This is a genomic window from Deltaproteobacteria bacterium GWC2_55_46, assembly GCA_001595385.3.
GTDB lineage: Bacteria > Desulfobacterota > GWC2-55-46 > GWC2-55-46 > GWC2-55-46 > UBA5799.
Genome location: LVEI03000001.1, coordinates 438658 through 464687 on the forward strand (window position 1 = coordinate 438658; position 26030 = coordinate 464687).

23 protein-coding genes are annotated in these 26030 nt (G+C 55.1%); 10 read left to right on the forward strand and 13 right to left on the reverse strand.

Going from position 1 to position 26030, the window contains the following annotated elements; genetic code table 11:
* The first annotated feature begins 372 nt into the window (after positions 1-372).
* The 9 genes from A2V21_302085 to A2V21_302125 all read left to right on the forward strand — a co-directional run bounded on the left by A2V21_302085 (position 373) and on the right by A2V21_302125 (position 8513).
* Entirely contained in the window at positions 373-1443 is a 1071-nt protein-coding gene (locus tag A2V21_302085) for a radical SAM protein (GenBank protein ID OIJ73155.1), read from the forward strand.
* An 11-nt stretch (positions 1444-1454) separates the two neighbouring features.
* Complete coding sequence (locus tag A2V21_302090; GenBank protein OIJ73156.1) at positions 1455-2459, forward strand: hypothetical protein; 1005 nt, start codon at positions 1455-1457, stop codon at positions 2457-2459.
* 2 nt (positions 2460-2461) lie between these two features.
* Positions 2462-3517 carry an acetoin dehydrogenase gene (locus A2V21_302095; protein ID OIJ73157.1) on the forward strand — a complete coding sequence of 352 codons (1056 nt, stop codon included), beginning with the start codon at positions 2462-2464 and terminating at the stop codon, positions 3515-3517.
* Positions 3498-4262, forward strand: a complete 765-nt coding sequence (locus tag A2V21_302100; protein OIJ73158.1) for a hypothetical protein — start codon at positions 3498-3500, stop codon at positions 4260-4262. The genes A2V21_302095 and A2V21_302100 overlap by 20 nt, the downstream gene beginning before the upstream one ends.
* Positions 4259-5743 carry a hypothetical protein gene (locus tag A2V21_302105; GenBank protein ID OIJ73159.1) on the forward strand — a complete coding sequence of 495 codons (1485 nt, stop codon included), beginning with the start codon at positions 4259-4261 and terminating at the stop codon, positions 5741-5743. The genes A2V21_302100 and A2V21_302105 overlap by 4 nt, the downstream gene beginning before the upstream one ends.
* The gene (locus A2V21_302110; protein OIJ73160.1) at positions 5744-6235 is read left to right on the forward strand and encodes a hypothetical protein; all 492 of its coding nucleotides are present in this window, start codon (positions 5744-5746) and stop codon (positions 6233-6235) included. It begins immediately after the preceding gene.
* Positions 6236-6243: 8 nt separating this feature from the next.
* The gene (locus A2V21_302115) at positions 6244-7173 is read left to right on the forward strand and encodes a hypothetical protein (GenBank protein OIJ73161.1); all 930 of its coding nucleotides are present in this window, start codon (positions 6244-6246) and stop codon (positions 7171-7173) included.
* A 5-nt stretch (positions 7174-7178) separates the two neighbouring features.
* Positions 7179-8078 (forward strand): hypothetical protein, encoded by a 900-nt coding sequence (locus A2V21_302120; GenBank protein OIJ73162.1) that lies wholly within the window; start codon positions 7179-7181, stop codon positions 8076-8078.
* Positions 8079-8165: 87 nt separating this feature from the next.
* On the forward strand, positions 8166-8513 hold the full coding sequence (locus tag A2V21_302125; GenBank protein ID OIJ73163.1) for a hypothetical protein: 348 nt from the start codon (positions 8166-8168) through the stop codon (positions 8511-8513).
* A 138-nt stretch (positions 8514-8651) separates the two neighbouring features.
* Here A2V21_302125 and A2V21_302130 read toward each other — a convergent pair whose 3' ends face one another.
* The 12 genes from A2V21_302130 to A2V21_302185 all read right to left on the reverse strand — a co-directional run bounded on the left by A2V21_302130 (position 8652) and on the right by A2V21_302185 (position 22700).
* Positions 8652-9062, reverse strand: a complete 411-nt coding sequence (locus A2V21_302130) for a hypothetical protein (GenBank protein ID OIJ73164.1) — start codon at positions 9060-9062, stop codon at positions 8652-8654.
* Positions 9063-9079: 17 nt separating this feature from the next.
* Complete coding sequence (locus A2V21_302135) at positions 9080-10777, reverse strand: hypothetical protein (GenBank protein ID OIJ73165.1); 1698 nt, start codon at positions 10775-10777, stop codon at positions 9080-9082.
* A gap of 89 nt (positions 10778-10866) precedes the next feature.
* Entirely contained in the window at positions 10867-11262 is a 396-nt protein-coding gene (locus tag A2V21_302140; GenBank protein ID OIJ73166.1) for a hypothetical protein, read from the reverse strand.
* Positions 11263-11557: 295 nt separating this feature from the next.
* Positions 11558-12961, reverse strand: a complete 1404-nt coding sequence (locus A2V21_302145; protein ID OIJ73167.1) for a Fis family transcriptional regulator — start codon at positions 12959-12961, stop codon at positions 11558-11560.
* 9 nt (positions 12962-12970) lie between these two features.
* Positions 12971-14638 carry a hypothetical protein gene (locus tag A2V21_302150; GenBank protein OIJ73168.1) on the reverse strand — a complete coding sequence of 556 codons (1668 nt, stop codon included), beginning with the start codon at positions 14636-14638 and terminating at the stop codon, positions 12971-12973.
* 8 nt (positions 14639-14646) lie between these two features.
* Entirely contained in the window at positions 14647-15867 is a 1221-nt protein-coding gene (locus A2V21_302155) for a pilus assembly protein PilC (protein ID OIJ73169.1), read from the reverse strand.
* Between the two features lie 3 nt (positions 15868-15870).
* The gene (locus A2V21_302160; protein ID OIJ73170.1) at positions 15871-16992 is read right to left on the reverse strand and encodes a type IV pili twitching motility protein PilT; all 1122 of its coding nucleotides are present in this window, start codon (positions 16990-16992) and stop codon (positions 15871-15873) included.
* A 112-nt stretch (positions 16993-17104) separates the two neighbouring features.
* Positions 17105-18802 (reverse strand): type IV-A pilus assembly ATPase PilB, encoded by a 1698-nt coding sequence (locus tag A2V21_302165; protein ID OIJ73171.1) that lies wholly within the window; start codon positions 18800-18802, stop codon positions 17105-17107.
* A gap of 138 nt (positions 18803-18940) precedes the next feature.
* On the reverse strand, positions 18941-19315 hold the full coding sequence (locus A2V21_302170) for a hypothetical protein (protein ID OIJ73172.1): 375 nt from the start codon (positions 19313-19315) through the stop codon (positions 18941-18943).
* A gap of 144 nt (positions 19316-19459) precedes the next feature.
* Positions 19460-21421, reverse strand: coding sequence for a hypothetical protein (locus A2V21_302175; protein ID OIJ73173.1), 1962 nt, complete (start codon positions 21419-21421; stop codon positions 19460-19462).
* A 100-nt stretch (positions 21422-21521) separates the two neighbouring features.
* Positions 21522-22091, reverse strand: coding sequence for a CDP-diacylglycerol--glycerol-3-phosphate 3-phosphatidyltransferase (locus A2V21_302180; protein OIJ73174.1), 570 nt, complete (start codon positions 22089-22091; stop codon positions 21522-21524).
* Between the two features lie 6 nt (positions 22092-22097).
* Positions 22098-22700 carry a hypothetical protein gene (locus A2V21_302185; GenBank protein OIJ73175.1) on the reverse strand — a complete coding sequence of 201 codons (603 nt, stop codon included), beginning with the start codon at positions 22698-22700 and terminating at the stop codon, positions 22098-22100.
* 407 nt (positions 22701-23107) lie between these two features.
* On the opposite strand from A2V21_302185, the gene A2V21_302190 reads away from it, so the two are divergent.
* Positions 23108-24703, forward strand: coding sequence for an L-aspartate oxidase (locus A2V21_302190; GenBank protein OIJ75012.1), 1596 nt, complete (start codon positions 23108-23110; stop codon positions 24701-24703).
* 17 nt (positions 24704-24720) lie between these two features.
* On the opposite strand, the gene A2V21_302195 is transcribed toward A2V21_302190, so the two are convergent.
* Positions 24721-25782 (reverse strand): hypothetical protein, encoded by a 1062-nt coding sequence (locus A2V21_302195; protein OIJ73176.1) that lies wholly within the window; start codon positions 25780-25782, stop codon positions 24721-24723.
* Positions 25783-26030 lie beyond the last annotated feature (248 nt).

The window sequence follows — 26030 nt, forward strand, 5'->3', positions numbered from 1 at the left end:
TCTAATGAGATTTTCAAGCTTACGTCCTACGCCAGGCTGAAAGCGCGATGTCAATTGGAAGCGATGGTGGAAGCGATGGATATTCCCGGTCCCCCTCTTTCCCCCTTTAGAAAAGGGGAAAAATTCAGCCGACTGTTTTTCGAACCTGCCGCCTTCCAGGCGGTAGTGGTTCAGTTCTAAAAACCTGTGCTATGACCGGTCGCGAGCGCGATCTTAAGCCCGCGGTTTCCGCTGGGAGCTTCAACCGCCGGTTTGCGGGACAGGAGCCCGTCCAGTTCCGGTTACAAGAGTATTTTAGTATTGTCTTAGGCTGTTTACCTATGCTATCTTTTATAGAGATTTTAACATCTTGCAAGGGACTGCCGGGCGGCCATAATGGATGAATTCAGGATCGACAGCCACAAGCTCATGTACCATGTTGGCCGGGTGAGCGATTGGCTGAAAGGTGATAACATCTACCCGCTGTACATGGAAGTCTCGCCCATAGGGGCATGCAACCACAGGTGTACCTACTGCGGTCTCGACTACATGGAATACCAGGCCCGCTCCCTCGACGCCTCCATCCTGAAAACACGCCTTACAGAGATGGGCAGGCTTGGCCTCAAGTCCATAATGTACGCCGGTGAGGGGGAGCCCTTCCTCCACAAGGATATCGCCGGTATCATCAACCACACCAAGGCCTCCGGGATAGACGTCGCCATCACCTCAAACGGGGTGCTCTTCGGCAGAAAGCTCTTTGAGGCAACACTAGCCTCCATAACATGGATAAAGGTCAGCATAAACGCCGCCACACCGGAGACCTACTCAAAGATACACAGGACAAAGCCAGAGGACTTCCCCAGGGTAATAGAGAACATAAGAGAGGCCGTGAAGTTCAGGGAGGCCAATAAGCTCTCCTCGACCATCGGCATGCAGATGATACTCCTCCCGGAGAACATTGGAGAGGCGGTGCTGCTGGCCAGGAAGGCCAAGGAGATAGGCGCCGACTACCTGGTCATCAAGTCCTACTCCCAGCACCTCAAAAGCGTCACACGCCAGTACGAGGAATTCAAGTACACGGACTTCTACTACCTGAACGACGAGCTCAGGAAGCTATCTGACGCGAAGTTCAACGTAGTCTTCAGGATGAACGCCATGAAGAAGCTCGAGGAGGGCACAAAGAGGTACGACAGGTGCATGGCCCTGCCCTTCTGGTCGTACATAGACGCCGGCGGCTGCGTCTGGGCCTGCAGCGCCTTCCTGGGCGACGAAAGGTTCCTCCTGGGCAATATAAACGAAAACAGCTTCGAGCAGATCTGGAAGAGCGACCGGCGCAAGGAAGTGATGGAGTTCGTGGATAAGGAGCTGGACACCACCGAATGCCGCAGGAACTGCAGGATGGACGAGGTGAACCGCTATCTCTGGGAGCTTAAGCACCCATCCTTGCACGTCAACTTCATCTGACCGGAATACCAATGAAAAAAGAGCTCTCAAGATACGGCCTTGGCGCGATAGACGCGAATACGCTTCCCGGACTCCTGAGGAACATGCTGAGGATAAGGATGTTCGAGGAGAAGATAGTCGAGCTTTACCCGGAGCAGGAGATGAAGTGCCCGGTGCACCTCTGTATCGGGCAGGAGGCCATAGCCGCCGGTGTCGCCGCCCACTTGAAAAAAGAGGACTACGTCTTCTCCAACCACAGGGGGCACGGCCACTGCCTTGCCAAGGGCAGCTCCATGAAGCCGCTTTTCGCCGAGTTCTACGGAAAGGCGACCGGGTGCAGCAAGGGCAAGGGCGGCTCCATGCACCTGATAGACCTCGAGAACGGGATCTTCGGCACCTCCGCGATAGTCGGCGGCGGCATACCGATGGGCGTTGGCGCGGCCCTGGCGTCAAGCATCAAAGGCGAGGAACGTGTCACCGTCATATTCTTCGGCGACGGCGCATATGACGAAGGCGCCTTCTACGAGTCCTTCAATTTCGCCGCCCTCAAAAAGCTCCCCGTGCTCTTCGTTTGCGAGAACAACTTTTACGCCACCAACTCGCACCAGTCATCAAGGCAGCCGGGCTGCCGGATATCAGACGCGGCCGCGGCCTTCGACGCGCACGGCAGGTGCATTGACGGCAACAGCGTGCTCGAGGTCTTTGATGCCGCCGGGGACGCTATTTCGGCGGCGCGCGGCGGCACCGGCCCCTCTCTCATAGAGGCCAGGACTTATAGATGGAAGGGGCACGTGGGGCCTGATGAGGACTGGACCAAGGGCTGCAGGCCTGAAGAGGAGCTGCGCTTCTGGAAGGAACAGTGCCCCATAAAACGCTTTAAAGAGCTGCTCGTCTCTGACGGCGTCCTGACCGACCGGGAGATAGACGATATGGCCTCTTTAATAAGGGCTGAAATAGACGAGGCGGTGGCCTTCGCCAAGGCGAGCCCTTACCCCGCCGCTTCAGAACTCCTTACAGACGTTTACTTCGAGGCATAAGGATGCCCTGGACAAAGATATATTCCAATAAGACAGAATTTGAAAAGGCTCTCAAGGAGAACCCGGATCTCCGCGGCCTCACATATAAAGAGGCGATACGCGAGGCGACCGCCCAGCTCCTCTCATCCGACCCGTCGGTATTCGTACTCGGCGAGGGGGTCGATGACTCAGGCGGTGTATTCGGCACTACCATCGGGCTTCAGGATGAGTTCGGCAAGGCAAGGGTCATGGACTCCCCGCTTGCAGAGAACGGCGTAACCGGCATAGCGGTCGGCGCCGCCGTCTCCGGCATGAAGCCGATACTCGTCCACATGAGGGTCGACTTCCTCCCCCTCTCCCTCGACCAGATAATGAACCACGCGGCCAAATGGCATTACATGTTCGGCGGCAAGGTAAACGTGCCGCTTGTCATACGGAGCATAATCGGGCGCGGCTGGGGCTCGGCTGCCCAGCACTCGCAGAGCCTCCAGGCCATGTTCATGAACATACCGGGGCTCCGGGTCGTAATGCCGGCTACACCTTATGACGCCAAGGGGTTGCTCATCGCCTCGGTGCGCGACGGTAACCCGGTAGTCTCCATCGAGCACCGCTGGCTCTACGAGCACACCGGCTATGTGCCGAAAGAGATGTACGAGGTAGAGCTTGGCAAGGCGATAGTCAGAAGGGCAGGCAGGGACATTACCATCGTCGCCATATCTCACATGGTGCACGAGGCGATGCAGGCGGCCGATGAGCTCGCCCTTGCCGGCATAGATTGCGAGGTCATCGACCTGCGTACGCTTAAGCCGATGGACTCAAGTACTGTAGCCGAATCGGTGGCAAAAACAGGGCGGCTCGTAGTCGCGGATACCGGCTGGAAAGATTGTGGTGTAGGCTCGGAGGTCATTGCCAGAATAGCTGAGGCCGGACTACTCCTTAAGGCCCCAGCGGCGAGGGTAAACCTCCCTGAGGCCCCGACACCGGCAAGCCCGGTGCTGGAGAAGGCCTATTACCCGGGAAAAGAGGCGTTGGCTGAGACGGTCAAGAGGGTGCTTGAATATGGAAAAGTCCAGGCTTAGCGTCTCCATAATCGTGCCCTGCTATAACGAGGAGGGCAATATCCTCGGCACTATCGGCGCCATCAAGGAAGCGCTTTCCGCCGCCAATACCTTCAGCTCCTATGAGATACTCATCTTTAACGATTGCAGCGCCGACAATACCGGCAAGATAGCCGAAGAGATAAAAAAAAGCGAAAAAAGCGTACGCGTTATCCACAACCCAAGGAACATGGGCTTCGGCTACAACTTCACCGAAGGCGTAAGACAGGCCCGGAAAGACTATATAATAATGGTCCCCGGGGACAACGAGATACCAGCGGAGGCGATAAGGCGTGTATTGAGCCGCGCTATAGAGGCTGACGTCATAATCCCGTACACCGCCAACCCCGAGGTAAGGCCGCTTTCACGGCGCGTCATATCGAGGGCCTTCGTCGCGCTCATAAACACGATGTTCGGCCTGAGCCTCAGGTACTATAACGGCACCTGCCTGATAAAAGCCCCTCTCCTCAAGAAGGTCCCTCTAAAGACCTGGGGCTTCGCCTACATGGCGGCGATACTCGTGAGGCTCCTGCGCTCCGGGGCGAGCTACTCCGAGGTCGGCATAGATATAGCGCAGAGGAGCTCGGGCAGGACAAAGGCCTTCGCCTTAAGGAACATCGTAAGCGTTATAAAGGCCATACTGACGCTTTTCTGGGACGTAAGGGTAAAAGAGAGGTCGAATTACAGATCGAGGCCAGTTAGGCCGGAGGCGAAGACGGCAAGTTGAAGATACTTTTCGTTATAAAGGACGTAGAGTATATCGACCCCATGGGGATCATGCTCCTTTCAGCGCTCGCGAAGGAGAAGGGGCACCAGACGGCCCTCGCCGTAATGGCGGATGGAAACCTCAGGGAGAAGGTAAGGGAGTACGGCCCTCAAGTCGTCGCCTTCAGCGCCAAGACGGGCGAACACAAGTACTATCTCGCCGCCAACAACCAGGTAAAGGCCATAAACAAGGATATCTTTACGGTGATGGGCGGGCCGCACGCCACCTTCTTCCCTGACATAGTGGCGAAATACGATATCGACGCCATCTGCATCGGAGAGGGCGACGACGCGTGGCCGGAGCTGTTGACCGCGCTCTCCGAAAACAAGCCCGTCGACGGCATCCCCAACATAATCACGAAAAAGAGCTTCAACGCCGGCACGCCGCCGGTCATACGCGAAAGGAGGAGGTCGATAGACGACCTGCCTTTCCTCGACCGCGACCTCGTCTATTCCGCCACGCGCCTCGCAAGGTTCCCGATGCGGAGCTTCATGGTCTCGCGCGGCTGCCCCTACAAATGCACATACTGCTTCAACCACAAGTACAACATGCTCTACAAGGGCAAGGGGCCTCTGTATTCGCGCATGAGCGTCGACAGGGCGCTGACAGAGCTGAAGGAGCTGAAGAGAAAGTACGAGACCCAGTTCATAAAGTTCTACGACGACATCTTTATCATGAAGGACGACCAATGGCTTGACGAGTTCTCGGAGAGATACCCGCGCGAGATAGGGGTCCCCTTCCACTGCCTCATGAGGGCGAACCTTCTTACCGAGTCCATCCTGCTGAAACTTAAAAAGGCGGGGCTCGCCTCGATGAGCATGTCGATAGAGCACGGCAACGACAAGACAAGGAACGAGGTCCTTAAAAGGAACATGACGAAGGAGACGCTCATCGAGGCCTTTGACCTTTGCCAGAAGCACGGGGTGCCGACCTTCTCCAACACCATATTCGCGATACCCGGCACGTCCATTGCGGAGGACATCGAGTCCCTCGACCTGAACCTGAGCTGCCGCGTGACCTTCGGCGAGTTCCCGCTCTTCTTCCCTTACCCGAAGACCGAGCTTGCCGAGTACGCCATATCAAGGGGGGACTTCGACGGGGACTTTGACAAGCTCCACATGAGCTACCAGTCGACCTCTCCCCTCACCTGCTTTACCGAAGAGGAGAAAAAGCTCCAGAGGAACCTGTCTCTCCTGTCAACGCTCTGCCTGTGGATGCCGTCGCTCCGCAACCTTGTCGTAAAAAGGCTCATCTACCTGCCCCTTGACGGCCTATACTTCGTCCTCTATTACCTTGTGAAGGCTTACCTGGTAAAGACCAGGATATACCCCATGAAGTTCACGTTCCTCAACACCCTGAGAGGCATCTACGAAAGCTTCGTGCTTGAGAAGTTCAAGCATACGGAGGAGATAGTAACGAAGGACGAGATGAGCAAGGTCTGAGTGAGGCCGCGCGACCACGTAATAGCCGGCGCGGCGGGGGCCGCGGCGCTCTCTCCCTTCATCGGCTGGGGCGAGAGCCTGGTCTTCATGGCGGCCTCGGTCTTAATAGACGTGGACCATTACCTCGATTTCCTCTGGCACAACCGATTCACGGACTTTAGCCTCAAGGGGATGTTCAGGTACCACGCATGGCTTAAGGAAAGGTGGCTCAAGCCAGAGTTCCTCAACATCGAGGTATTTCACACGGCCGAGTTCCTCGTGCCGCTCCTGGCCCTTTCGTACCGGCTTGGTTCGGGGCCGCTTTTCGCATTATGGCTCGGCTTCTTCTTCCATGCGGCTGTTGACGCGATATATCTTTCGGCTAACAGGGTCCCCTTCATAAGGGCCCACTCCTTCGCCGAGTACTTCATAAGGAGACGCAGGCTCGAAAAACGGGGCCTCAGGCCCGCTCTGCTCTACCTCGAAGCGGTAAAAATGACAAGGGAGGATTAAACCTGTATATGGCAAGGGAGAAGACGCTCATCATAAAACTCGGCTACTCCGAGACTCTCGTCGGGGAGATAAGCCGTAAGACCAGCCTCGGGGACGTGCTCCGGAGCACCGTCCTCCTGCCGCATTTCAAGGACGCCCGCATAACCTGGCTGGTCGACGAGAAGGCCATAGCGCTCCTTAAGGGCAACCCCTACATAGAAAGGATCATGCCCTACGACCTGACCTCGATATTGCAGCTCAGGGCCGAGAGGTTCGATACCATTATAAACCTGGAGAAGGTCGCTGGCATCTGCGCCTTCGCCGACTCGCTAAACGCCTGGCGGAGGTTCGGCTTCAGGTTCGACCCGGAGGAAGGCGACGCCAAGGCCTACGACGGCTCCCAGCACGTGCTTGACCTCTGCCTTAACGAGAAGGAGAAGCTATCCAACAAGAAGTACTGGGAAGACTTCCTCTTCGAGATGGTCGGGAGCAAATGGCGGGGAGAGATACCGATAATAGGATACAAGCCTCAGTCAAAAGAGGTCTACGACATAGGCTTCAACTTCAACGTCGGCGAGAAGTGGCCCGTAAAGGCGTGGCCCCTTGAGTACTGGAAGGAGCTTGAGGCGGCGATAGGCTCCAGATACTCGATATCATGGCAGCAGGGGCTCAAATCCATAGAAGAATATATCGAATGGATAAATTCCTGCAAGCTCATAGTCACCAACGACAGCCTGGGCCTCCATATCGCCCACGCCCTCGACAAGAAGATAATAGCGCTCTTTGGCCCGACGCTCTCCAGCGAGGTCTATGTAAAGAACGGGGTAAAGCTCCTTCCGGAGGCGGAGTACGACTGCCTCCCTTGCATGTCGACCAGCTGCAGCAGACCCAGGCCATGCATGTACGACATAAGCACAGCGACCGTCCTCAAGGAGATAAAAAAACTTCTGCCGGAGTAGACCAGATGGAACTCAAGCCGATAAAGATACCGGAGCATTACAATTACATAGCCGCCTTCCTGACGCTGGCCTGCAACCTGAAGTGCAGCTACTGCATAAACCACTACGGCAAGGACGGGTTTACGAAAAAGCACCTGACAGGCGAGGAGTGGGTCAGGGGGCTCAACAGGATAATCTCCAGGGACGACTTGCCGCTCACGCTGCAGGGCGGCGAGCCGAGCCTGCACAAGGACTTCATATACATAATAAACAACCTGAAGCCCGAGCTGCACATCGACATCCTCACCAATCTGCAGTTCGACATCGAAAGGTTCATAAAAGAGGTCGACCCGAACAGGCTCCGCCGGAACGCCCCTTACGCCTCGATAAGGGTGAGCTACCACCCGGAGCAGATGGAGCTCGACCCTCTCGTCAAGAAAGTCCTCCGCATGCAGGACGCCGGCTTCTCCATCGGCATCTGGGGGGTGCTGCACCCCTCTCAGGACAAGATAGTGAGGGAGGCGCAGGAGAAGTGCGTCAAGTCAGGGATTGACTTCCGCTTCAAGGAGTTCCTCGGCGAGTACGAGGGGCAGATGTACGGGACCTTCAAGTACGAGGGGGCGTGTGACAAGACCTTCGAAGAGACCGTGCTTTGCAAGACCACGGAGCTCATCATGGGTTGCGGCGGCGGGGTCTACAAATGCCACAGCGACCTATACGAAGGCAGGGAACCGATAGGCAACATCACCGACCCTGATTACTCGCTTGAGGACATCTACCACGTATGCGAGGCTTACGGCAGGTGCAACCCCTGCGACATAAAGGTCAAGACCAACCGCTTTCAACAGTTCGGCCACACTTCCGTCGATATAAAGGAGATACCGGGCGGGTTCAAGGTCAAGAACCTTTACGAGACGACCACGTAAACCCCCTTTTCTAAAGGGGACCAATGTGATCTTCCCCCTTTCCTAAAGGGGGACTGAGGGGGATTACCAATCGGCCGAGTTCCTTCTATGGTCTATTACAATATCCGTCTGAAGAAATATGCACGCGAACTCAGGAATAACCCGACCGAGACTGAAAAACTGCTATGGTCACGATTGAGAAACAGGCAACTGAAGGGGAAACAGGTCTACAGGCAAAAGATAATCGGCGATTACATCGTGGATTTCTACTGCCCTAATGCAAAGCTAATCATTGAGGTTGATGGTGGGCAACACTACACTGAAGAGGGATTAAGAAAAGATAAAATCAGAGATGCTTATATCGAAAAACAGGGGTTTAAGGTCATAAGGTTTTCAGATGTCGACGTATTATCGAACATCGAAAGTGTGATAGAGACTATATACGAAAACATGTAATCTCCCCTGCCCCTCTTTAGAAAAGAGGGGTTTTTTTATGCGCTTCCCCCTTTCCTAAAGGGGGAGTGAGGGGGATTACCAATCGGCTATCAAAAAAAATCTCCACTGCCCCTCTTTAGAAAAGAGGGGTTTGTTTTTTCAACAGTGGCTGCCGTCAGCCCAGGTGCAGGCGCTTGGGCTTATCCATGTGAGAGGGGATTTTCCTGGCCCGGCGTTCGAGTTCTCCACAGTGACCACGAAAGAGTCCGAGACACCTGTGCCGCCTGCCGTTACTTCGAGCGTATTATCCCTGCTCGCGCTCACCGAATTGAGCCCAATGGCGAATGTAGCGGGGCCGGTCATCGACGGGATGACAACATAGGTCTGGTTCTCTGTCTTGTAGTTCTCTTCCATTATGACAGTGTTCTTGGCGTCCGATAGCATGCTGAGCCTCGTGGCGCTCTGGATGTAGGCCTGGAACCTGGGGACCGCTATCGCCGCCAGTATCGCCAGTATAGCGACCACAAGCAGCAGCTCTACCAGCGTAAAGCCCCTGTCCTGTCCGTGCATGCCACCAATGCTTCTCATCACTCGCTCCGTAAGGGTTCCGCCACGCCTAAAGCCCTTGCCTGCCTGAGGCTTATATCGGCCTTTGCCTGGTCCCCTGCTTTCATGTAAGCCATAGCCATATTATAATATGCCCCGCCGTTTTTAGGGTCCGCCTTGACCGCCCTGTTGAAATCATCTATGGCCAGGTCGAACTTCCCCGCCTTGTAATAGGTAAAACCCCTGTTATTGTAGGCTCTATCAAAGAAAGGGTCGAGGGATATCGCCCTGCTGAACTCCTGGACAGAATCGTCCAGCCTGCCCTGTACGCCATAGACGATCCCCAGCTCGTTATATGCCTTTGAGTATAGCGGATTCAAGCTTATCGCTCTCTTTAGGTCTTCCACAGCTGCAGCGTACTCACCTGACGACTGAAAAGCGCTCCCCCTGTAGAGGTAGGCCTTTGGCAGCGATGGGAATAGCCCTATCTCATGCGTCCATAAGGAGACAGAGTCCTTCCATACGCGCTGTTGGTTTACGGTCAGGACCAAAAGCGCGCCAAAAGCCAGCAGCGCCGTTGCAGCAGTCATATTTTTTAGCGCACGAGCATGCAACCGGGCGTAGAAAAAGGCCAGAGCCGCCCCTGCCAGGATAAAAAAGCCGAGGCTTGGAAGATACATGTACCTGTCAGCGGCAGACTGCGCGCCCACGTGAACTAAGCCAATGACAGGGATGAGTGTCAATATGAAATAAATCCATACCGAAGCGAGTATCTTAGACCGATAAAGGCATAGCGCCGATATGGCGACGAACAGAATGGCTGCTGATATGTACTCAAACCCGTAAACCTCCTCCACACCCGGGTACGGATAGAACGGGGCGAGGCCGGAGGGCCAGATGAGCTTCCAGAGATAGAAGACATAGCTCTTTACAGCTACAAGCAGGCGAGCCGGCAGAGGCGTCACCTCAAGCGGGACCATAGCCCCGCTATCGTCCTGGGCGATTATCGTCGCGGTGGCAGAAAATACGCTAATGACGAAGAATGGTATCTTTGCATAAAGTAAGGCCGAGATATCGTGCTTGAGCCCCTTTATCCTCTCAAGGGGATAATAATCGAGTATAAGGAGAACGAGAGGAAGGGTCATCGCCATAGGTTTGCTCATCAAGGCAAGCGTAAATAATACGATCGAGATGGCGTAAAAGAGCTTCCTCCTTGAATTGAAAGATTCGTTATATCTTAAATAGAATATGAGGCTTGAAAGAAAAAAGAGGCCATAGAGCACATCCTTCCTCTCCGAGACCCACGCAACAGACTCCACGTGCAGAGGATGTATGGCGAAGAGCGCGGCGGCGACTACTGCGGCGATCATACTCCTGAGGCCGGGAAGCCCGGCAATCCTGGCAAGCATTATCGTAAGGACCAGGACGAGGGCCGCATTGGCCGCGTGAAGGATGACATTGGTAAGATGGTAGACGAACGGGTCTTTTCCGCCGACAGTATAGTCAAGGGAATAGGAGATCCATGTGAGCGGGTGCCAGTTGGCGGCATCGTTCGTGGTGAACGCCCACTTTATGAAGGAGAGATCGATGGCGCCCATCATAGGGTTATCGTAGATGTAGAGGCCGTCGTCCCAGTTGACGAAGGCGCTTCCCAGGGACGGGAGATAGGCAACAAAGGCCAGCAATGCGGCACCAGCTGCCGCAAGAGCCACGTTACGTCTGTTCATCTGCCTGGTCATATCTTTTCAGGGCTTGAGGCTAAGCTTAAATGAATAGAGGGACCCGTGGGTCCCTCTATTCTCTCTTCCGTTCAGGCGTTAAGCCCTTATTACGGGTTCGGGGACGACTTGGTAAGCGTACCCACGTTGCTGATTGTGGCGTCGGTCACGTCCCACGCGGCAGGCGCGGCAATCGTAAAGACACCAGCGGAGGCGTCTATTGTGCCGGTGCAGGTCACGCTAGCTGAAGCCTGATAGCCGGGAACTTCAGCGGCGACTGCACAATCGGAAGTCCCCTCTGGGCTATCCGAGAGGTAAGCCATCGCGGCCGTGTAGGCGTTCTTGGCGTCAGAGTTGAGGGTAGCGGCATAACCCCTCTTCCTGTAGGCTGAGAACTGCGGGATGGCTATCGCCGCCAGTATGGCTATGATAGCGACGACTATCAGAAGCTCGACCAGCGTGAAGCCATCTTCCCTCTTGATCTTCCTTGCGAACTGTTGCAGCATTTTGTTTCCTCCTTTCGGCCTTTGAGTGATATTTACATACATTTCGGAAAAACAGATGGGAACTTTACAACAATTATCTTGATTCTTTAATAATGCATCTGGCGTGCCAATAAGCAAAGTACTTTAAATTCAACAACTTACAAAAATCATACGAAATCAAGCTCCGAAGAAGTAACAATTTTTGTCAGTCAAGATGACATTTTATGTCAAAAAAACGCTAATGAGAGATTTAGCAACAGGACCGTCTGAATGTTGGTCTTATAGCCAGGGGCGACGATCTTATCCTGATATCTGCTCAGTCCTCATGGATGGCATACTTGCTGAGCTTGTATCTCATCGACCTGAAAGAGAGACCAAGAAGCTCCGCGGCCCTTTTCTTTACTCCACCCGCTTTCTTGAGGGCATCGGTTATTATCGCCTTTTCAAAATCCTCGACGGTCTTTTCAAGGTCCATCCCTCCATCAGGGACGCCAAGGCCCTGCGCGCCGACAGGCACGACGGAGAGCGCCGGAAGAGACGGCTGAGGCGCCCTCAGATGGTCCGGCAGACTTTCAAGGGCCGCCTCTGTACCCTCTTCAAGGGTAACAGAGCGCTCGATGATATTTTCAAGCTCCCTGACGTTGCCTGAATAATCATAGTCCATAAGAGAGCGCATGGCCTCTTCAGATATCTTTTTTACGTCCTTGGCAAGTGCCTTGTTGTACTTCTCTAAAAAATGCCTGCAAAGGTGTGGGATATCCTCCTTGCGCTCCCTGAGAGGCGGCATGGCGATCCTTATGACGTTTAGCCTGTAGAAGAGGTCTTCACGGAACCTCCCCGCCTTTACCTCTGATTCGACATCCCTGTTTGACGCGGCGACAAGCCTTATATCGACGCTTATGTCGTTGCCCCCGCCGACACGCCTGAAGCTCCTCTCCTGTATGAAACGCAGGAGCTTCACCTGCAGATGCAGCGGCAGCTCGGTTATCTCATCGAGGAAGAGGGTCCCGCCGTCGGCCTGCTCCGCAAGCCCTTCCCTGCTGGCCACGGCGCCGGTAAAAGCCCCCCTCACATGGCCGAAGAGCTCGCTTTCAAGGAGGTTTTCAGGTATCGCCCCGCAATTGACCGCAACGAAAGGCCTATCCTTCCTGTCGCTCTCGTTGTGTATGGCCCTGGCGATAAGCTCTTTCCCGGTGCCGCTCTCCCCGCTTATGAAGACGTTGGTCCTTGTCTTGGCAACGCTCATTATGAGAGAGTAGACCTCGGCCATCCTCGGGCTTGTGCCTATGATATTGGAGAAGCCGAGCCTGGATTTAAGCTCGTTTTTGAGGAGCCTGTTCTCGCGCTCCAGCCTCTTAAGCTCCAGCGCCTTCCTTACGGTGAACTTTACCTCGTCTATATTGAAGGGCTTGGTGAAATAATCGTAAGCGCCAGCCTTCATCGCGTCGATGGCCGTCTCAACGGAGGCGTAGGCGGTTATCATCACGACGAGGGCTTCGGGGTCCATTTCCTTCATGGCCTTAAGGAAGTCCACCCCGCCCATCACGGGCATCCTTACGTCAGAGATGACGAGGTCGGCCCCGCGGCTCTTTATCTCTTCGAGGGCGACAGGGGCCGATTCCACCCCCAACGCGTCATACCCTTCCTTCCTGAGCATTATCTCAAGGAAGTCCCTCATGTCCTTTTCGTCGTCAACTATTATTATACGCTGTTTGCTCATAGTAACCCGCTAAGTAAGAACTGCCCGCTCCTCGATAGGGAGCAATATCCTGAACGTAGCCCCATTGCCAGAAACGCTTAAAACCTCTATAAAGCCGTTATGGCTCTGTATTATCCTGTGGACTATAGCGAGGCCAAGGCCGGTGCCCCTGTCCTTCGTGGAAAAGAACGGGTCGAATATCTTCTTTATGTCCGCTGGCCTGATACCGGCCCCAGTGTCAGCCACCGTCACCTCGACGAAGCCGGCCCCGTCCTTGTCATGCAAGATGCCGCCTTTCGTGGTATAGCCTGTAGAGACAGTAAGCCGCCCGCCCGCCTCCATCGCGTGGGCCGCGTTCACGAAGAGGTTCCAGAAGACCTGCCCCAGCTGCCTGGGGTCTCCGTGGAGCCGGAAGCTGTCGCTTACATGCGTCTCTATGCTTATCCGCGACGCCTCAGGGCAGTTCCTGAAGACCTTTACGGTCTCGTTTATTATGGCCGAAAGGTCGACTGTCTCGCGAGGCTCTCTGGCGGGCTTGGCGAAAAGGAGGTAGTCGGTTATAAGCAGGTTCAGCCGGTCGGTCTCACGGAGTATTATGTCCATGAGCCTCCTGTCGTCGCCGGTGGGGTCGCTATCCTGCCTGAGCATCTGTATCGAGCCGCTTATCGAGGCGAGCGGGTTCCTTATCTCGTGGGCTATGCCTACTGAAAGCTCTCCGAGGGCCTTCATCCTCTCGTCCCTCTGGAGCGCCTCCTCCATCTCACGGAGCCGCGTGAGGTCCTGGAATATTATTATGCTGTCAACGTCACCGCCCTGCCCCTGCGATATGGTAAAGCCCAGGTATATCTCCTCCCCTGTCTTCTTCCTGAACTTCTCCTCGACCCTGACCCCGCTCATGGCGTACTCAAACCCCTTGCCGAGCATGCCCGGGAATATCTCCTCTACGCCCCTGTAATAGACCTCCCGGAGGGTATAGCCGGTGACGTTCTCGGCCTCGCGGTTGAAGGACGTTATGCGCATCCTGTCGTCAAGCGTCATTATGCCGCTCGTGATGTTCTCCACTATCTGCCTGTTCAGCGCCTCGAGCCGTTCGTAGTCGATCCCCTTCTCCTCAAGCTCCCTTTCGACCTTTGCCGTCCTCTCGGCGAGGTACCCCGCGAGGTAAGCGACCGTAAAGAAGGCGAGTATGTTCGTGGAGACGGTCATGAAGACGTCTTCCCACGCCGGGGCGAAAGGGGCGCTTATGAGCTTGTGTTTTATCGGCAGCATCCTGTAGAAGTCCATGTCGATGAGGACCCCGTAGGCGATGCTGGAGACGGAGGCCGCGTAGAAGCCTCCGCGCTTGTTAAGGAGTATCGCGGCCCCGATAACGGTAAGTGGATAGAGGGCTGGCAGATAGCTTTCAGTGCCGCCGGTTATATAGACGATTATCGTGGCGAGGGCTATATCGACGGTAAGCTGCGCGTAAGTAAAGAGTTTGAGGTTCCTGACCCTGTTGAGTAGCAGGGCATAGAGAATGGTGAGGAAGCCTACCGCGGCCACGATGACGTAGAGCGGGAAGAAGTTCACCCTCGAAAAGGAGAACTCCCTTACCTGGAACCATGCGGTAACGCCCAGGAAGGCAAGGGCAAGCACCACCCTCAATATCATCATGGCCAGGAGCCTGGCCCTGAGGACCTTCTGGGGGTATGCCTGCATCCTGGCCCTTAGCTTCCGGCTGCGCCGGCTATCTGGAATATCGGGAGATAGAGCGCTATGACAAGGCCTCCGACGACGATGCCGAGGAAGGCCATCAGCAATGGCTCGATAAGGGAGGTCAGCGCCTCGACGGCCTGGTCGACCTCCTCTTCGTAAAAGTCCGCTATCTTCGTGAGCATGGTATCTAGCGCGCCGGTTGACTCTCCCACAGCTATCATCTGGGTCACCATGCCGGGGAAGACCTTTGTCTCCATAAGCGGGTCGGCAAGGGTCTTGCCCTGGCTGAGCGAGGTGCGCGCCTTGAGGACCGCCTCTTCTATGATGACGTTCCCGGCGGTCTTGGAGACTATCTCAAGCCCTTCGAGTATAGGCACTCCGCTTGAGAGCATCGTGCCGAGCGTCCTCGTGAACCTGGCGACGGCGGTCTTTCTTATGAGGTCGCCAAGCACCGGGAGCTTAAGGAAGGTCTTGTCCATGACCCTGCGCCCCTTGGGGGTCTTATAGGCCCTGTTGAGACCAACTCCTATGCCTACGCCGGTGGCGATGATGGCGTACCAGTAGGACTTAAGTACGTTGCTCATCTTGACGACCATCTGGGTCGGCGCCGGCAGGGCCTGGCCGAAGCCGGAGAACATATCCTCGAATATGGGGACGACCCAGAGAAGCAGGCCGCTTACTACAAGCGAGGCTATGACGATGACCGCGGTCGGGTAGGTCATCGCGCTCTTTACCTTGCCCTTGAGCTTCTCGGATTTCTCAAGGAAGGACGATAGCCTGTTAAGTATGGTATCGAGGATGCCGCCGATCTCTCCGGCGGCTATGAGGTTGACGTAAAGGTCGTCGAATACCTTCGGGTGCTTCTTGAGCGCGTCGGCGAATGTCGAGCCGCCTTCTACAGAGGATTTCACGTCGAGGAGGACCTTCTTGAACTCGGCGTTCTCCTGCTGGCTCGCGAGGATATCAAGGCACTGCACGAGCGGGAGGCCGGCGTCTATCATCGTGGCGAACTGGCGGCTGAAGATGACTATGTCCTTTGTCTTGACGCCCTTGCCAAGGCCGGGTATCTTTATATCGGAGAGCGCGAACCCCGCCTTCTTCTGCGAGATGGAGGCGGGCATTATCTGCTGGCGCCTCAAGGCAGCGGTTGCCTGGGCGAGGCTCGCCGCCTCTATTTCCCCCTTTTTCCCATCCCCGCTGAGTGTCCTGCCGCTGTAGACGAAAATAGGCATGGCTTACATCGTCCTCCCTGTTGGCGCGCCGGTCCTCAACACGCCAGCGTTAACGAGCATCTGGCGGAGCTCATCAGGCTCCTGGCTCCTCCCGAGGGCCTCCTCGAGGGTAATAAGCCTCCTGGAGTAAAGGCTCATGAGGCTCTGGTTCATGGTCTGCATCCCGAACTTTGCCTGGCCAACCTGCATCTGCGAGTAAATCTGGTGTATCTTGTCCTCCCTGATGAGGTTCCTTATGGCGGCGTTCGGCACCATCACCTCGAGCGATATGACCCTGCCCTTGCCGTCAGCCCTGGGTATCAATAGCTGCGAGAGCACCCCTTCGAGGACGAAGGAGAGCTGCGCCCTTACCTGCGGCTGCTGGTCAGCGGGAAATACGTCCACGATCCTGTTTATGGTCTGCACGCATGAGTTGGTGTGAAGGGTCGCGAAACAAAGGTGGCCCGTCTCGGCGATGGTGAGCGCGGTCTCGATGGTCTCCATGTCCCTTAGCTCTCCGAGGAGCACCACGTCCGGGTCCTGCCTGAGGATATACTTCAACGCCTTTTTGAAGGCGTGCGTGTCGTACCCGACCTCCCTCTGGTTCACGAGCGCCATCTTGGAGTTATGGAGGTACTCTATAGGGTCCTCGACGGTTATTATGTGCTCTGCCCTTTCGGTGTTTATCTTGTCTATGATTGACGCGAGCGTCGTGGACTTGCCGCTCCCGGTGGGGCCAGTGACGAGTACGAGGCCGCGCGGCTTCTTCGAAAGGTCTTCCATTATGGGCGGAAGGCCAAGCTCCTGGAAGGACATGATCTTAAAGGGGATGGTCCTGAAGGCGCCGGCCACGGTGCCCCTCTGGACGAAGAGGTTGCCCCTGAAACGGGAGAGGCCCTTGATGCCGAATGAGAAATCCAGCTCGTTTTCCTCTTCGAACTTATGCTTCTGGGCGTCTGTCAGAATGGAGTAGCAGAGCTGCTTTGATTCAATGCCTGTTAACGCCGGGGTGCTCATCGGGGCCAGTTTGCCGTGAAGCCTTATCCTCGGAGGCGAGCCAGCCGTTATATGCAAATCGCTTCCGCCCTGGTCGATCATCACCCGCAGAAGCTCCTGAATATTGTATTTATTGCCTTCAACCGCCATGAACCTCTCCCCCTTAAGTTGCACGTTCTTACGCAGTCTACCTGAAAATCTTAGATAATAAAGCGCTCCGGCGTAAGGACAAAAGTTACAAGGCCGCAATAAAGTCCCGGCCTCAGTCGGCCATGGTCACCCTCAAGACCTCTTCGAGAGTCGTGACACCCTCGCCAGCCTTGGTCACGCCGCTCATCCTCAAGCTCTTCATCCCGTCTTTTATGGCCGCCCTCTTTATCTCGACCGAGGAGGCCCCGTTAAGGACCAGGTCTTTTATCGTATCGGTAAACGGCATTACCTCGTAGAGGGCGATCCTGCCCTTGTAGCCGCTCCCTCCGCACGTGGCGCAGCCGTTCCCCTTGCATATCTCCATTTTTTTGGCCTCCTCTGGCGTGACACCCAGGTCAAGGAGCACCTTTTCAGCTATCGGTGCCTTTACCCTGCAGTCCTTGCAGATCTTCCTGGCAAGCCTCTGCGCCAATATGAGGTTGCATGACGACGATACGAGGAAAGGCTCTATGCCCATGTTAAGCAGCCTGTTTACAGTCGAGGGCGCGTCGTTGGTATGGAGGGTGGAAAGCACCAGGTGGCCGGTAAGGGCCGCCTTTATCGCTATCTCGGCAGTTTCGTAGTCCCTTACCTCTCCGACCATTATGATGTCCGGGTCCTGACGCAGGAAACTCCTCAATGACGCCGCGAAGTTAAGCCCGATGTCCTCATGCATCTGGACCTGGTTGATGCCCATGAGGTTGAACTCGACCGGGTCTTCAGCCGTGGATATGTTCTCGCTTATCTTGTTAAGCTCGGACAACGCCGAGTAGAGCGTAGTAGTCTTTCCGCTTCCGGTGGGGCCCGTTACCAGCACGATGCCCCAAGGCCTGTGAATGGCACCCATGAAGTCTTTTAATGCCTTCTCCTCGAATCCGAGCTTGGTCATGTCGAGCTGGAGGTTCGCTTTATCGAGGAGCCTGCAGCAGACCTTCTCGCCAAAAAGGGTGGGAAGGACCGAGACCCTGTAGTCCATCTCCTTGTTCTTCGAGAGCTTGAGCTTTATCCTGCCGTCCTGCGGGAGCCTCCTCTCGGCGATGTCCAGGTTGCTCATTATCTTTATCCTGGAGACTATCGCGTTCTTGAGCTTCATGGGAGGCTTCATCACCTCCATCAGGACGCCGTCTATCCTGTACCGTACGCGGAAGTGCTTTTCGTAAGGCTCGATGTGTATGTCGCTCGCGCCCTTTTTTATGGCGTCGGTCAGGATGAGGTTGACGAGCTTTACAACAGGCGCGTCCTCTACCGCCTTCTTGAGGTCCGAGAGGTCTACCTCTTCCTCTTCCTTGATGACCTCCATCTCGCCCTCGTCGAACTCCGTGAGCACCCCTTCGAGGCCCATCTCAGGGGTCTCGTAATACTTCTCGATGGCGCTCTTTATGGCGGTGTCAGAGGCCACAAGCGGCTCGACGTTATAGCCAGTGAGGAACTTTATGTCGTCTATGGCGAATATATTCGAGGGGTCGGCCATCGCGACGACCAGTGTAGAGCCGGTCCTGGTGACCGGTATTACCTGGTATTTCTGGGCAACGTCCTCAGGGATGAGCTTTACTATCTCGTGGTCTACTTCCTGGACGGAAAGGTCAATGGTGGGGATACCGTACTGCCTGCTTAAAAAAGAGGTGAGGTCCTTTTCGGTAATATAGCCGAGCTTCGCGAGGTTAAAGCCAAGCCTTCCCCCGCTCTTTTTCTGCTCATCTATCGCCTTCTTCAGCTGCTCCGGCGTGATGAGTCTTTCCCTTAGAAGAAGCTCGCCTATCCTGTCTGTCATCGTCCCTGATAGTTTGAGTGACAAAAATTGTCGTTAGTATCGTATTAAATTAAGTCCCTGATGTCAAGGTAAATAGGCCGTCAGATATTGGCGCTAACGGCCCGAAAATAAAGGAGATTAAGGGCTTTCCGGGCACATTCAGGCGTATTTTACTGCGGTGTTTACTATTTCCTCGGAGAAAAAGGGCTTCCTGATGTAGACGTCTATCATCCCCTCTTTTACCCCCTCGAAGATAGCCTTGTCCGCATCCTTGAAATAGCCTGTAAAGAGCACAACCTTAGCGCCTGGCTTCCTCTTCCTGATCTGCCTGAACGTCTCCAGGCCGCTCATGGCCGGCATCACCATGTCCAGGAATATCAAGGAATAATCAGCAGTTTCAAGCTTCTGAAGCGCCTCGCTCCCGGATGTAGCGTAGCTTGCCTCAAACCCCGCGTCCTTGAGCATCTCTGACATGCCTATGCCGACAGTCTCCTCGTCGTCCACGATGAGGACCTTTTTCGCCATTTGGGCCATAAACCAGCCTCCTTTTATATCGGCATCTATCACGATACCTTGAAAAACATTTGAAGCTCCGCGGAAGAGCGCGGGGAATTGTCGACATGCAATGGAAAATAGGACCATTGCATGTCTGCTTGCTTGACCCCGCCGCGGGCCTGTTCACTCCCCCTTGTGAACAGGGAGGGATATCCTGAAGACAGCCCCGCCGCAAGGGTGCTCTTCGACCGAGATCTTCCCGCCGTGCTCCTTTATTATGCTCTGCGAGATGGAAAGGCCAAGCCCGATATTGTGCCCGCCTCCCTTCTCCTTTGTCGTAAAGAACGGGTCGAATATCTTATCCCTGATATCCGGGGGCACCCCTGGGCCCGTGTCACGGAACTCCGCCGTCGAATACCTGTTGCCATTGTCTTCCGTCACCAGCGTCTTGATGAATATACTGCCGCTTCCGCCTATGGCGTCCCTCGCGTTCTTGAGTATGTTGAGTATTACCTCCATTATCTGCCCCTTGTTGCCCAAGACCTGCGGCAGCTCTCTGTCGAACTGCTCCACTATCTCTATGCCCCTGGTCTTTATCTCAGAGGTGAATATGGTGAGCGTGCCCCTTACGGCCTCGTTCAGGAACATCGGGGCAAAGCCGGCCTTCGACGGCCTGGAATAGGTGAGCATGTCGAGTATTATGTACTTCGACCTCACGGCCGCGTCCTTTATCTTATCGAGCAGGAAGTAGCTTGGGTTCTCCTTGCCGAGCCTGGACATGAGCACCTCTGTTATGGAGAGGATGCCGGCAAGGGGGCTGTTGAGCTCATGGGCGATCCCCGCCCCCATCTCGCCGAGGCTTACGAGCTTTGCCGACTGGATGAGCCTCTGCTCGGAAAGCTGAAGCCTTCCGTACGCCTCTACAAGATCTCTTAGGGACCTGTCAAGCTCGGAGGTCCTTTTTTGAACGGTCCCCTCAAGCTCCTGAACGTGCCTTCTAATCGTCTCCTCAAAGCCCTTTCTCTCTGATATGTCCCTCCATATCTCCTGTACGCACTTCCTGTCCTTTAACTCCAGGACCGATGCGGCGACCTCTACCGGCACCGTAGATCCGTCCTTTCTCCTGACCAGCGCTTCATGCAGGTAGCCTTTGCCTTCGGCTGTCCACCTTGAGACCGCCTCCCTGTAATCGGCTATGGCAGGGGCCTCGTAGAGGCTCTCCGGAGATAACCCGAGGAGCTCTTCCCTCGAGTAACCGAGGAGGCGGGAAGCGGCAGGGTTGGCCTCTACATATTTCATGGTATCGAGGTCGATGAGCACGATGACGTCGGTTGCCGCATTGACGAGCTTCGAGTACTTCTCACTCAAGTCCCTGATCTCGGAGGTACTTCTCAACAGTGTGTCGGCCATCCTGTCGAAGGCCTCGCCGACCAGCTCAAGCTCGTCCCCGGTCTTGATCCCCACCCTGAAATCGAGCCTGCCCTCCGAGAGCGACTCGGCGGCTTCTTTTAACCTGGCAAGCGGGGCAAGCATGCGCCTGTGGACGAGCGCGAGCACGGCTAAAGAGATAGCCAGCAGTATGCCCCCTCCCAACAAGAGGAACTCCAGGTTATGCGATGCTATTATCTCTTCATATCCCTTGAGCGACACGTAAAGCGAAACGGCTACAGAGACAGCCCCCAGGACCTCGCCCTCCCTGGCCCTGTGGCAGCTCAAGCACCCCCGCTCAGCGAAGACGGGCCTTACGCTGCGCGCCACCATATAGCCCTTTTCTACCTCGTATATCCCGGTCGACCCCTTGCCTGCCAATGCCATCCTGTCAATCTCATCGACCGGGCCCTCGTCCAATTCGACGCCATACTGCCTGTCTATCGCTTCGCCGTGCATGACCCGTAAATCCTCGATGCCAGGCAGCTGCCTGTACCTTTCTATGATAGCCTTGTTCTCGGCGCGGCCTCCGCCGAGGCGCATGGAGATATGAAGCTGTTCGAAGATGGCCGCGGAAAGTTTACCGGCCTCTCCGAGCGCCACCTCCTCAAGGAGCGTCGAGCTCGACCACCGGTCAACGTACATAAGCGCCAGCAGGCCGGCGATAAGGATAGTCCCTATGTAAAGGGTAAACCTTTTGGTAAGGTTGATACGCATACTGGGGAGCTACGCTCCTGTCAGGGGTTTTTGAGGGTTTGCGGGGAAGAGGCCAAGGACGATGTCGCTGTGGGAATTCTATCGACGAACTGCTGACTTGTCAATTTTCAGCGGCCTTTTCAGCCCTGAAAAACCCGATGAAATAATCGATACCTGACCACATGGTCAGTATGAACGCGACGGAGAGCAGTATGGCGCCGGCAAGATGGAAGTCAAAGCCGTAATAGGTGTAGTGGACAAGGAGCGGGACAAGGCAGACTATCTGGGATATCGTCTTGAACTTTCCAAGGCGGCTTGCAGCTATGACAACACCCGCGTCAGAGGCTATGGCGCGGAGCCCCGTTACAGCTATCTCCCTTCCTATCATGAGGGCGACCACCCAGGCAGGCACCCTGCCGAGCGGAATGAGCATTATGAAAGCGGTAGTGATGAGGAGCTTGTCGGCGAGCGGGTCGAGGAACTTGCCGAGCGAAGTGACGATCCCCCTCTTTCTCGCCACATATCCGTCGAGCCAGTCTGTCGTGCATACGAGCGCGAAGAAGACGGCAGAGGCGAGGCTCATGCCCTTGCCGGGCGAAAGAAGCATCAAAACAAATACCGGGGCTGTAACTATCCTGATAAGAGAGATGCTGTTGGGAAGGTTCCAGCGGGGCTCTGTTCCGTTGCGCATAAAGGCCTATTGGGTCCCTGCGCTGTATTGGTCATAGTAACGGAGGACCCTTTTTACGTAAGTCTGTGTCTCGGCATATGGGGGGATGGTACCATACCTCAAGACGGCGTTCTCTCCAGCGTTATAAGCCGCTACCGCCAACGGCACCTGCCAGTTGAACATGGTAAGGAGCTTGCTCAGGTACTTTATGCCTCCTTCCACGTTCTCCTCCGGGTCATGGATGTTCTTGACCCCCATCCTGGAGGCCGTTTTAGGCATAAGCTGCATGAGCCCCCTCGCGCCCTTGCTGGATACAGCCGTATGGTCGAAGTCGGATTCTGCCTTCACGATGGCCTTAACGAGGGTCGGGTCTATGCCGTACCTCTGCGAGGTGCTCCTTATCATATCATCGAACTTCTGCCTGGAGACCTTCTTGTAGGCAGGGTTCATGGGAGAGAGCAGCGACGGCCTCCTCTCCACCATCATCCACCTGTACTTCGCGGAGGTCGGCACGTTGGTGATATGGATAGTGCCTTCCTCGTCGGTGTACTGGAAGAAATCAGCCCTGACAACCGCTGGCAAGGCGAGCGCCGCTATAATTATCAGAATGAGAAAAAACGGTCTGGTCATATTCTGTCTTTGCCTGTTTAGCAGGCCTGTATTAGCGGTAGACTTCTCATCGTTACGTTGAGAATCACGCTCAAACCGGCAGAATACCTCAAATATTCTATACCGGCAAAGTGGAAAGGGCAAGTTTTTTCTCTTCATTAGCTGAGTCTCTCAATTTGAAAATTGACAAATAGCGTCTCTTATCATACTCTGAAATTCCCGGTATTCATATCGTAAAAGTCACAGGAAATATTTAATTTTTTTTTCAGGCTATCTCTAAAAATCAGGTATTTTTTCTGAGGCCAAGGAAGGGCGGGAATAAAAAGCGCAGCATATACAATAATATGTGAGCATTTTTATTTTTGCCCTGACGTAGCGATCAGGAAAAAGAACAATCTTTAGAGGCAGCCTTGAGCGTCAGGAGCATTTTGGAGACAAAGTCTGATTTTCTCATCATAGGCAGCGGCATCGCCGGGCTAACGTTCGCCCTCAAGGCGGCCTCGTCAGGCAGCGTCGCGCTTGTGACCAAGCGGGGTTTGAGCGAATCCGCCACCTACTATGCCCAGGGCGGGATAGCGTCCGTTATAAGCGCCGAGGACACCTTTGACGCGCACATAAAAGACACGCTTTACGCGGGGGCCGGCCTCTGCGACAGAGATATAGCAGAGCTGGTGGTACGGGACGGCCCGGCGAGGATACAGGACCTCATTGCGCTCGGGGTCAAGTTCTCCATCAGGCAAGAGAACGGCCATGAGCTCGACCTCGGCAAGGAGGGCGGCCATTCCAAGCGAAGGATCGTCCACGCCGAGGACCTTACAGGCAGGGCGGTCGAAAACGCGCTTGTAGCGGCGGTAAGGGCGCACACTGGCATAACAGTCTACGAAGAGCATATAGCCATAGACCTCATACCGCATTCAAAATTCGTCTCCCCGTCTGGCAAAGAGGCGGTCTGGGGCGCCTATGTCCTCGATAAGGGCACGGGAGAGGTCTCTACCTTCCTCGCAAGGGCCACAGTGCTGGCCACGGGAGGGGCAGGCAAGGTCTATCTCTATACCAGCAACCCTGACATAGCCACAGGCGATGGGCTTGCAATGGGCTACCGCGTTGGCGCGGAGGTCGCCAACATGGAGTTCATCCAGTTCCACCCGACCTGCCTTTACCATCCAAGGGCCAAGAGCTTCCTCATATCAGAGGCGGTACGCGGAGAAGGCGGGGTGCTGCGCCTCAAGGACGGCACGCCTTTCATGAAGACGCACCACCAGATGGCAGACCTTGCCCCGAGGGACATAGTAGCGAGGGCTATAGACTACGAGCTAAAAAAGAGCGGGGACGACTGCGTCTACCTGGACATAAGCGGCAAGCCGGCCGATTTCGTCCGCGCCCGCTTCCCGAACCTCTACAAAAAGTGCCTTGAGTTCGGCTTTGACATGACCAAAGAGCCCATCCCGGTAGTCCCGGCAGCCCATTACACCTGCGGCGGCTTGAAGACCGACAACAACGGCAGGACAAGCGTCGGGAGGCTCTACGCCATAGGCGAGGTCGCCTGGACCGGACTTCACGGGGCCAACCGCCTCGCCTCCAACTCGCTCCTTGAGGCCCTTGTCTTCGCTGACAGGGCCTCAGCCCACGCGAGCCTCATGATAAAGGCCGACAAAGACGAAGTGCCTCTGATACCGCGGTGGCAGACAGGCGGGGCTATAGTGAGCGACGAGGCGGTTGTGATCACCCAGAACTGGGACGAGATAAGGCGGTTCATGTGGAACTACGTCGGGATCGTCCGCTCGGACAGAAGACTTGAACGGGCCGACAGGAGGATATCGCTTTTAAAGAACGAGATAAACGAGTATTACTGGGATTTTACCATCACCAACAACCTCGTGGAACTGAGGAACATCGCCACCGTAGCCGAGCTTATCATAAAGTCGGCCAGGATGAGGAAGGAGTCCAGGGGCCTTCATTACAACATGGACTACCCTGGAAAAGATGATGAGAACTTCCTTAAAGATACTATTCTAACTATTTAAAATCAAAGGACTATCTATCACCTTGCCGGGTGGAGCCTTACTGTCACGACAGTGCCCTTGTCCTTGGCGCTATCCACCTCTATCTCACCACCGTGGTCCTGGATTATCCGGTAAGTTATGGTAAGGCCCATGCCAGCGCCCTCGAACTTGGTCGACTGAAACGGGTTGAATATCTTCCTTACCTCTTCCTTTGTCATCCCGACTCCGTTGTCGGTTATCCTGATAATGAGCGTCTCATCGGCCACCGGCGCCGTCTCAACCGTTATGACCCCGTTTGTCTCTATCGCCTCGACCGAGTTCTGGAGGATATTGAAGAGCGCCATCTTCATATTCCCATAGTCGTAGTTCACCGGCGGCGCGTCTGGCATAAGGTTCTGCCGTACCTCGATAGTCTTCCCCTGCCCTTCGATAAATTCCCTTATTTCGTTTGTGGCTTCAGCAACTACCTTGTTTAAATCCCCTTTTACGAGGGTAGATACGAGGATCCTTTTGTACTCGTCGATCCTTTCGATCATCCGTTCAAGCCTCTCAACGGACTTTATTATCCATTGGGCGTACTCCCTGTGCTGCGGTTCTGTCTCGTGCTCAAAAAGGCGCCTCGCTATGCCTCCGATCGCCGTAAGCGGGTTCCTTATCTCGTGTGCTATGCCGTCGACCATCTCGCCAAGGGCGGCGACCTTCTCGGTCTCCCTGAGTTTTGTCTGCAGCGCCCGCATCCTCAAAAGGGATTTGACCCTCGCTGAGACCTCCAGGAGGCTGTAAGGCTTGTTTATATAGTCCTCGGCCCCGACCTCAAAACCCAGCACCTTGTCCTCTACCTCTGCCCTTCCTGTGAGCATTATGACAGGTATGTACCTCGTCTCTTCCCTTGACTTAAGGTGGCGCAAGGCCTCGTACCCGTCCATCCGGGGCATCATCACGTCCATTATTATGAGGTCCGGATGAAAGCTGGTCACCTGCTGCAAGGCCTCGATACCGTTTCTGGCAGTGGCCAGCTCATAGCCATCCCTGTCGAGCTTGGCAGACAGGAGCGCCAGGTTCCGCTCGTCATCGTCAACGGCAAGGATACGCGGTTTCATAATATATCCCTGCCTTCCTTCAGATTATTCAAATTCGCCTCCTTGACGCCCATACCGCCTTCCCCGGCCAACCTTGCCATATTACAGCCCTTTTCCAATTATACAACGCATCCCGCGGCCCCGCCTTCATAATGAGCCATCCTTGAATGAGTACGTTTTAGAGATTTAGCCTATTAAAATTTACTCAATAATTACACCTATATTGATGCCTAGTCAAGAATCTTTCTTGGATGGTGATTAAAAGTGAT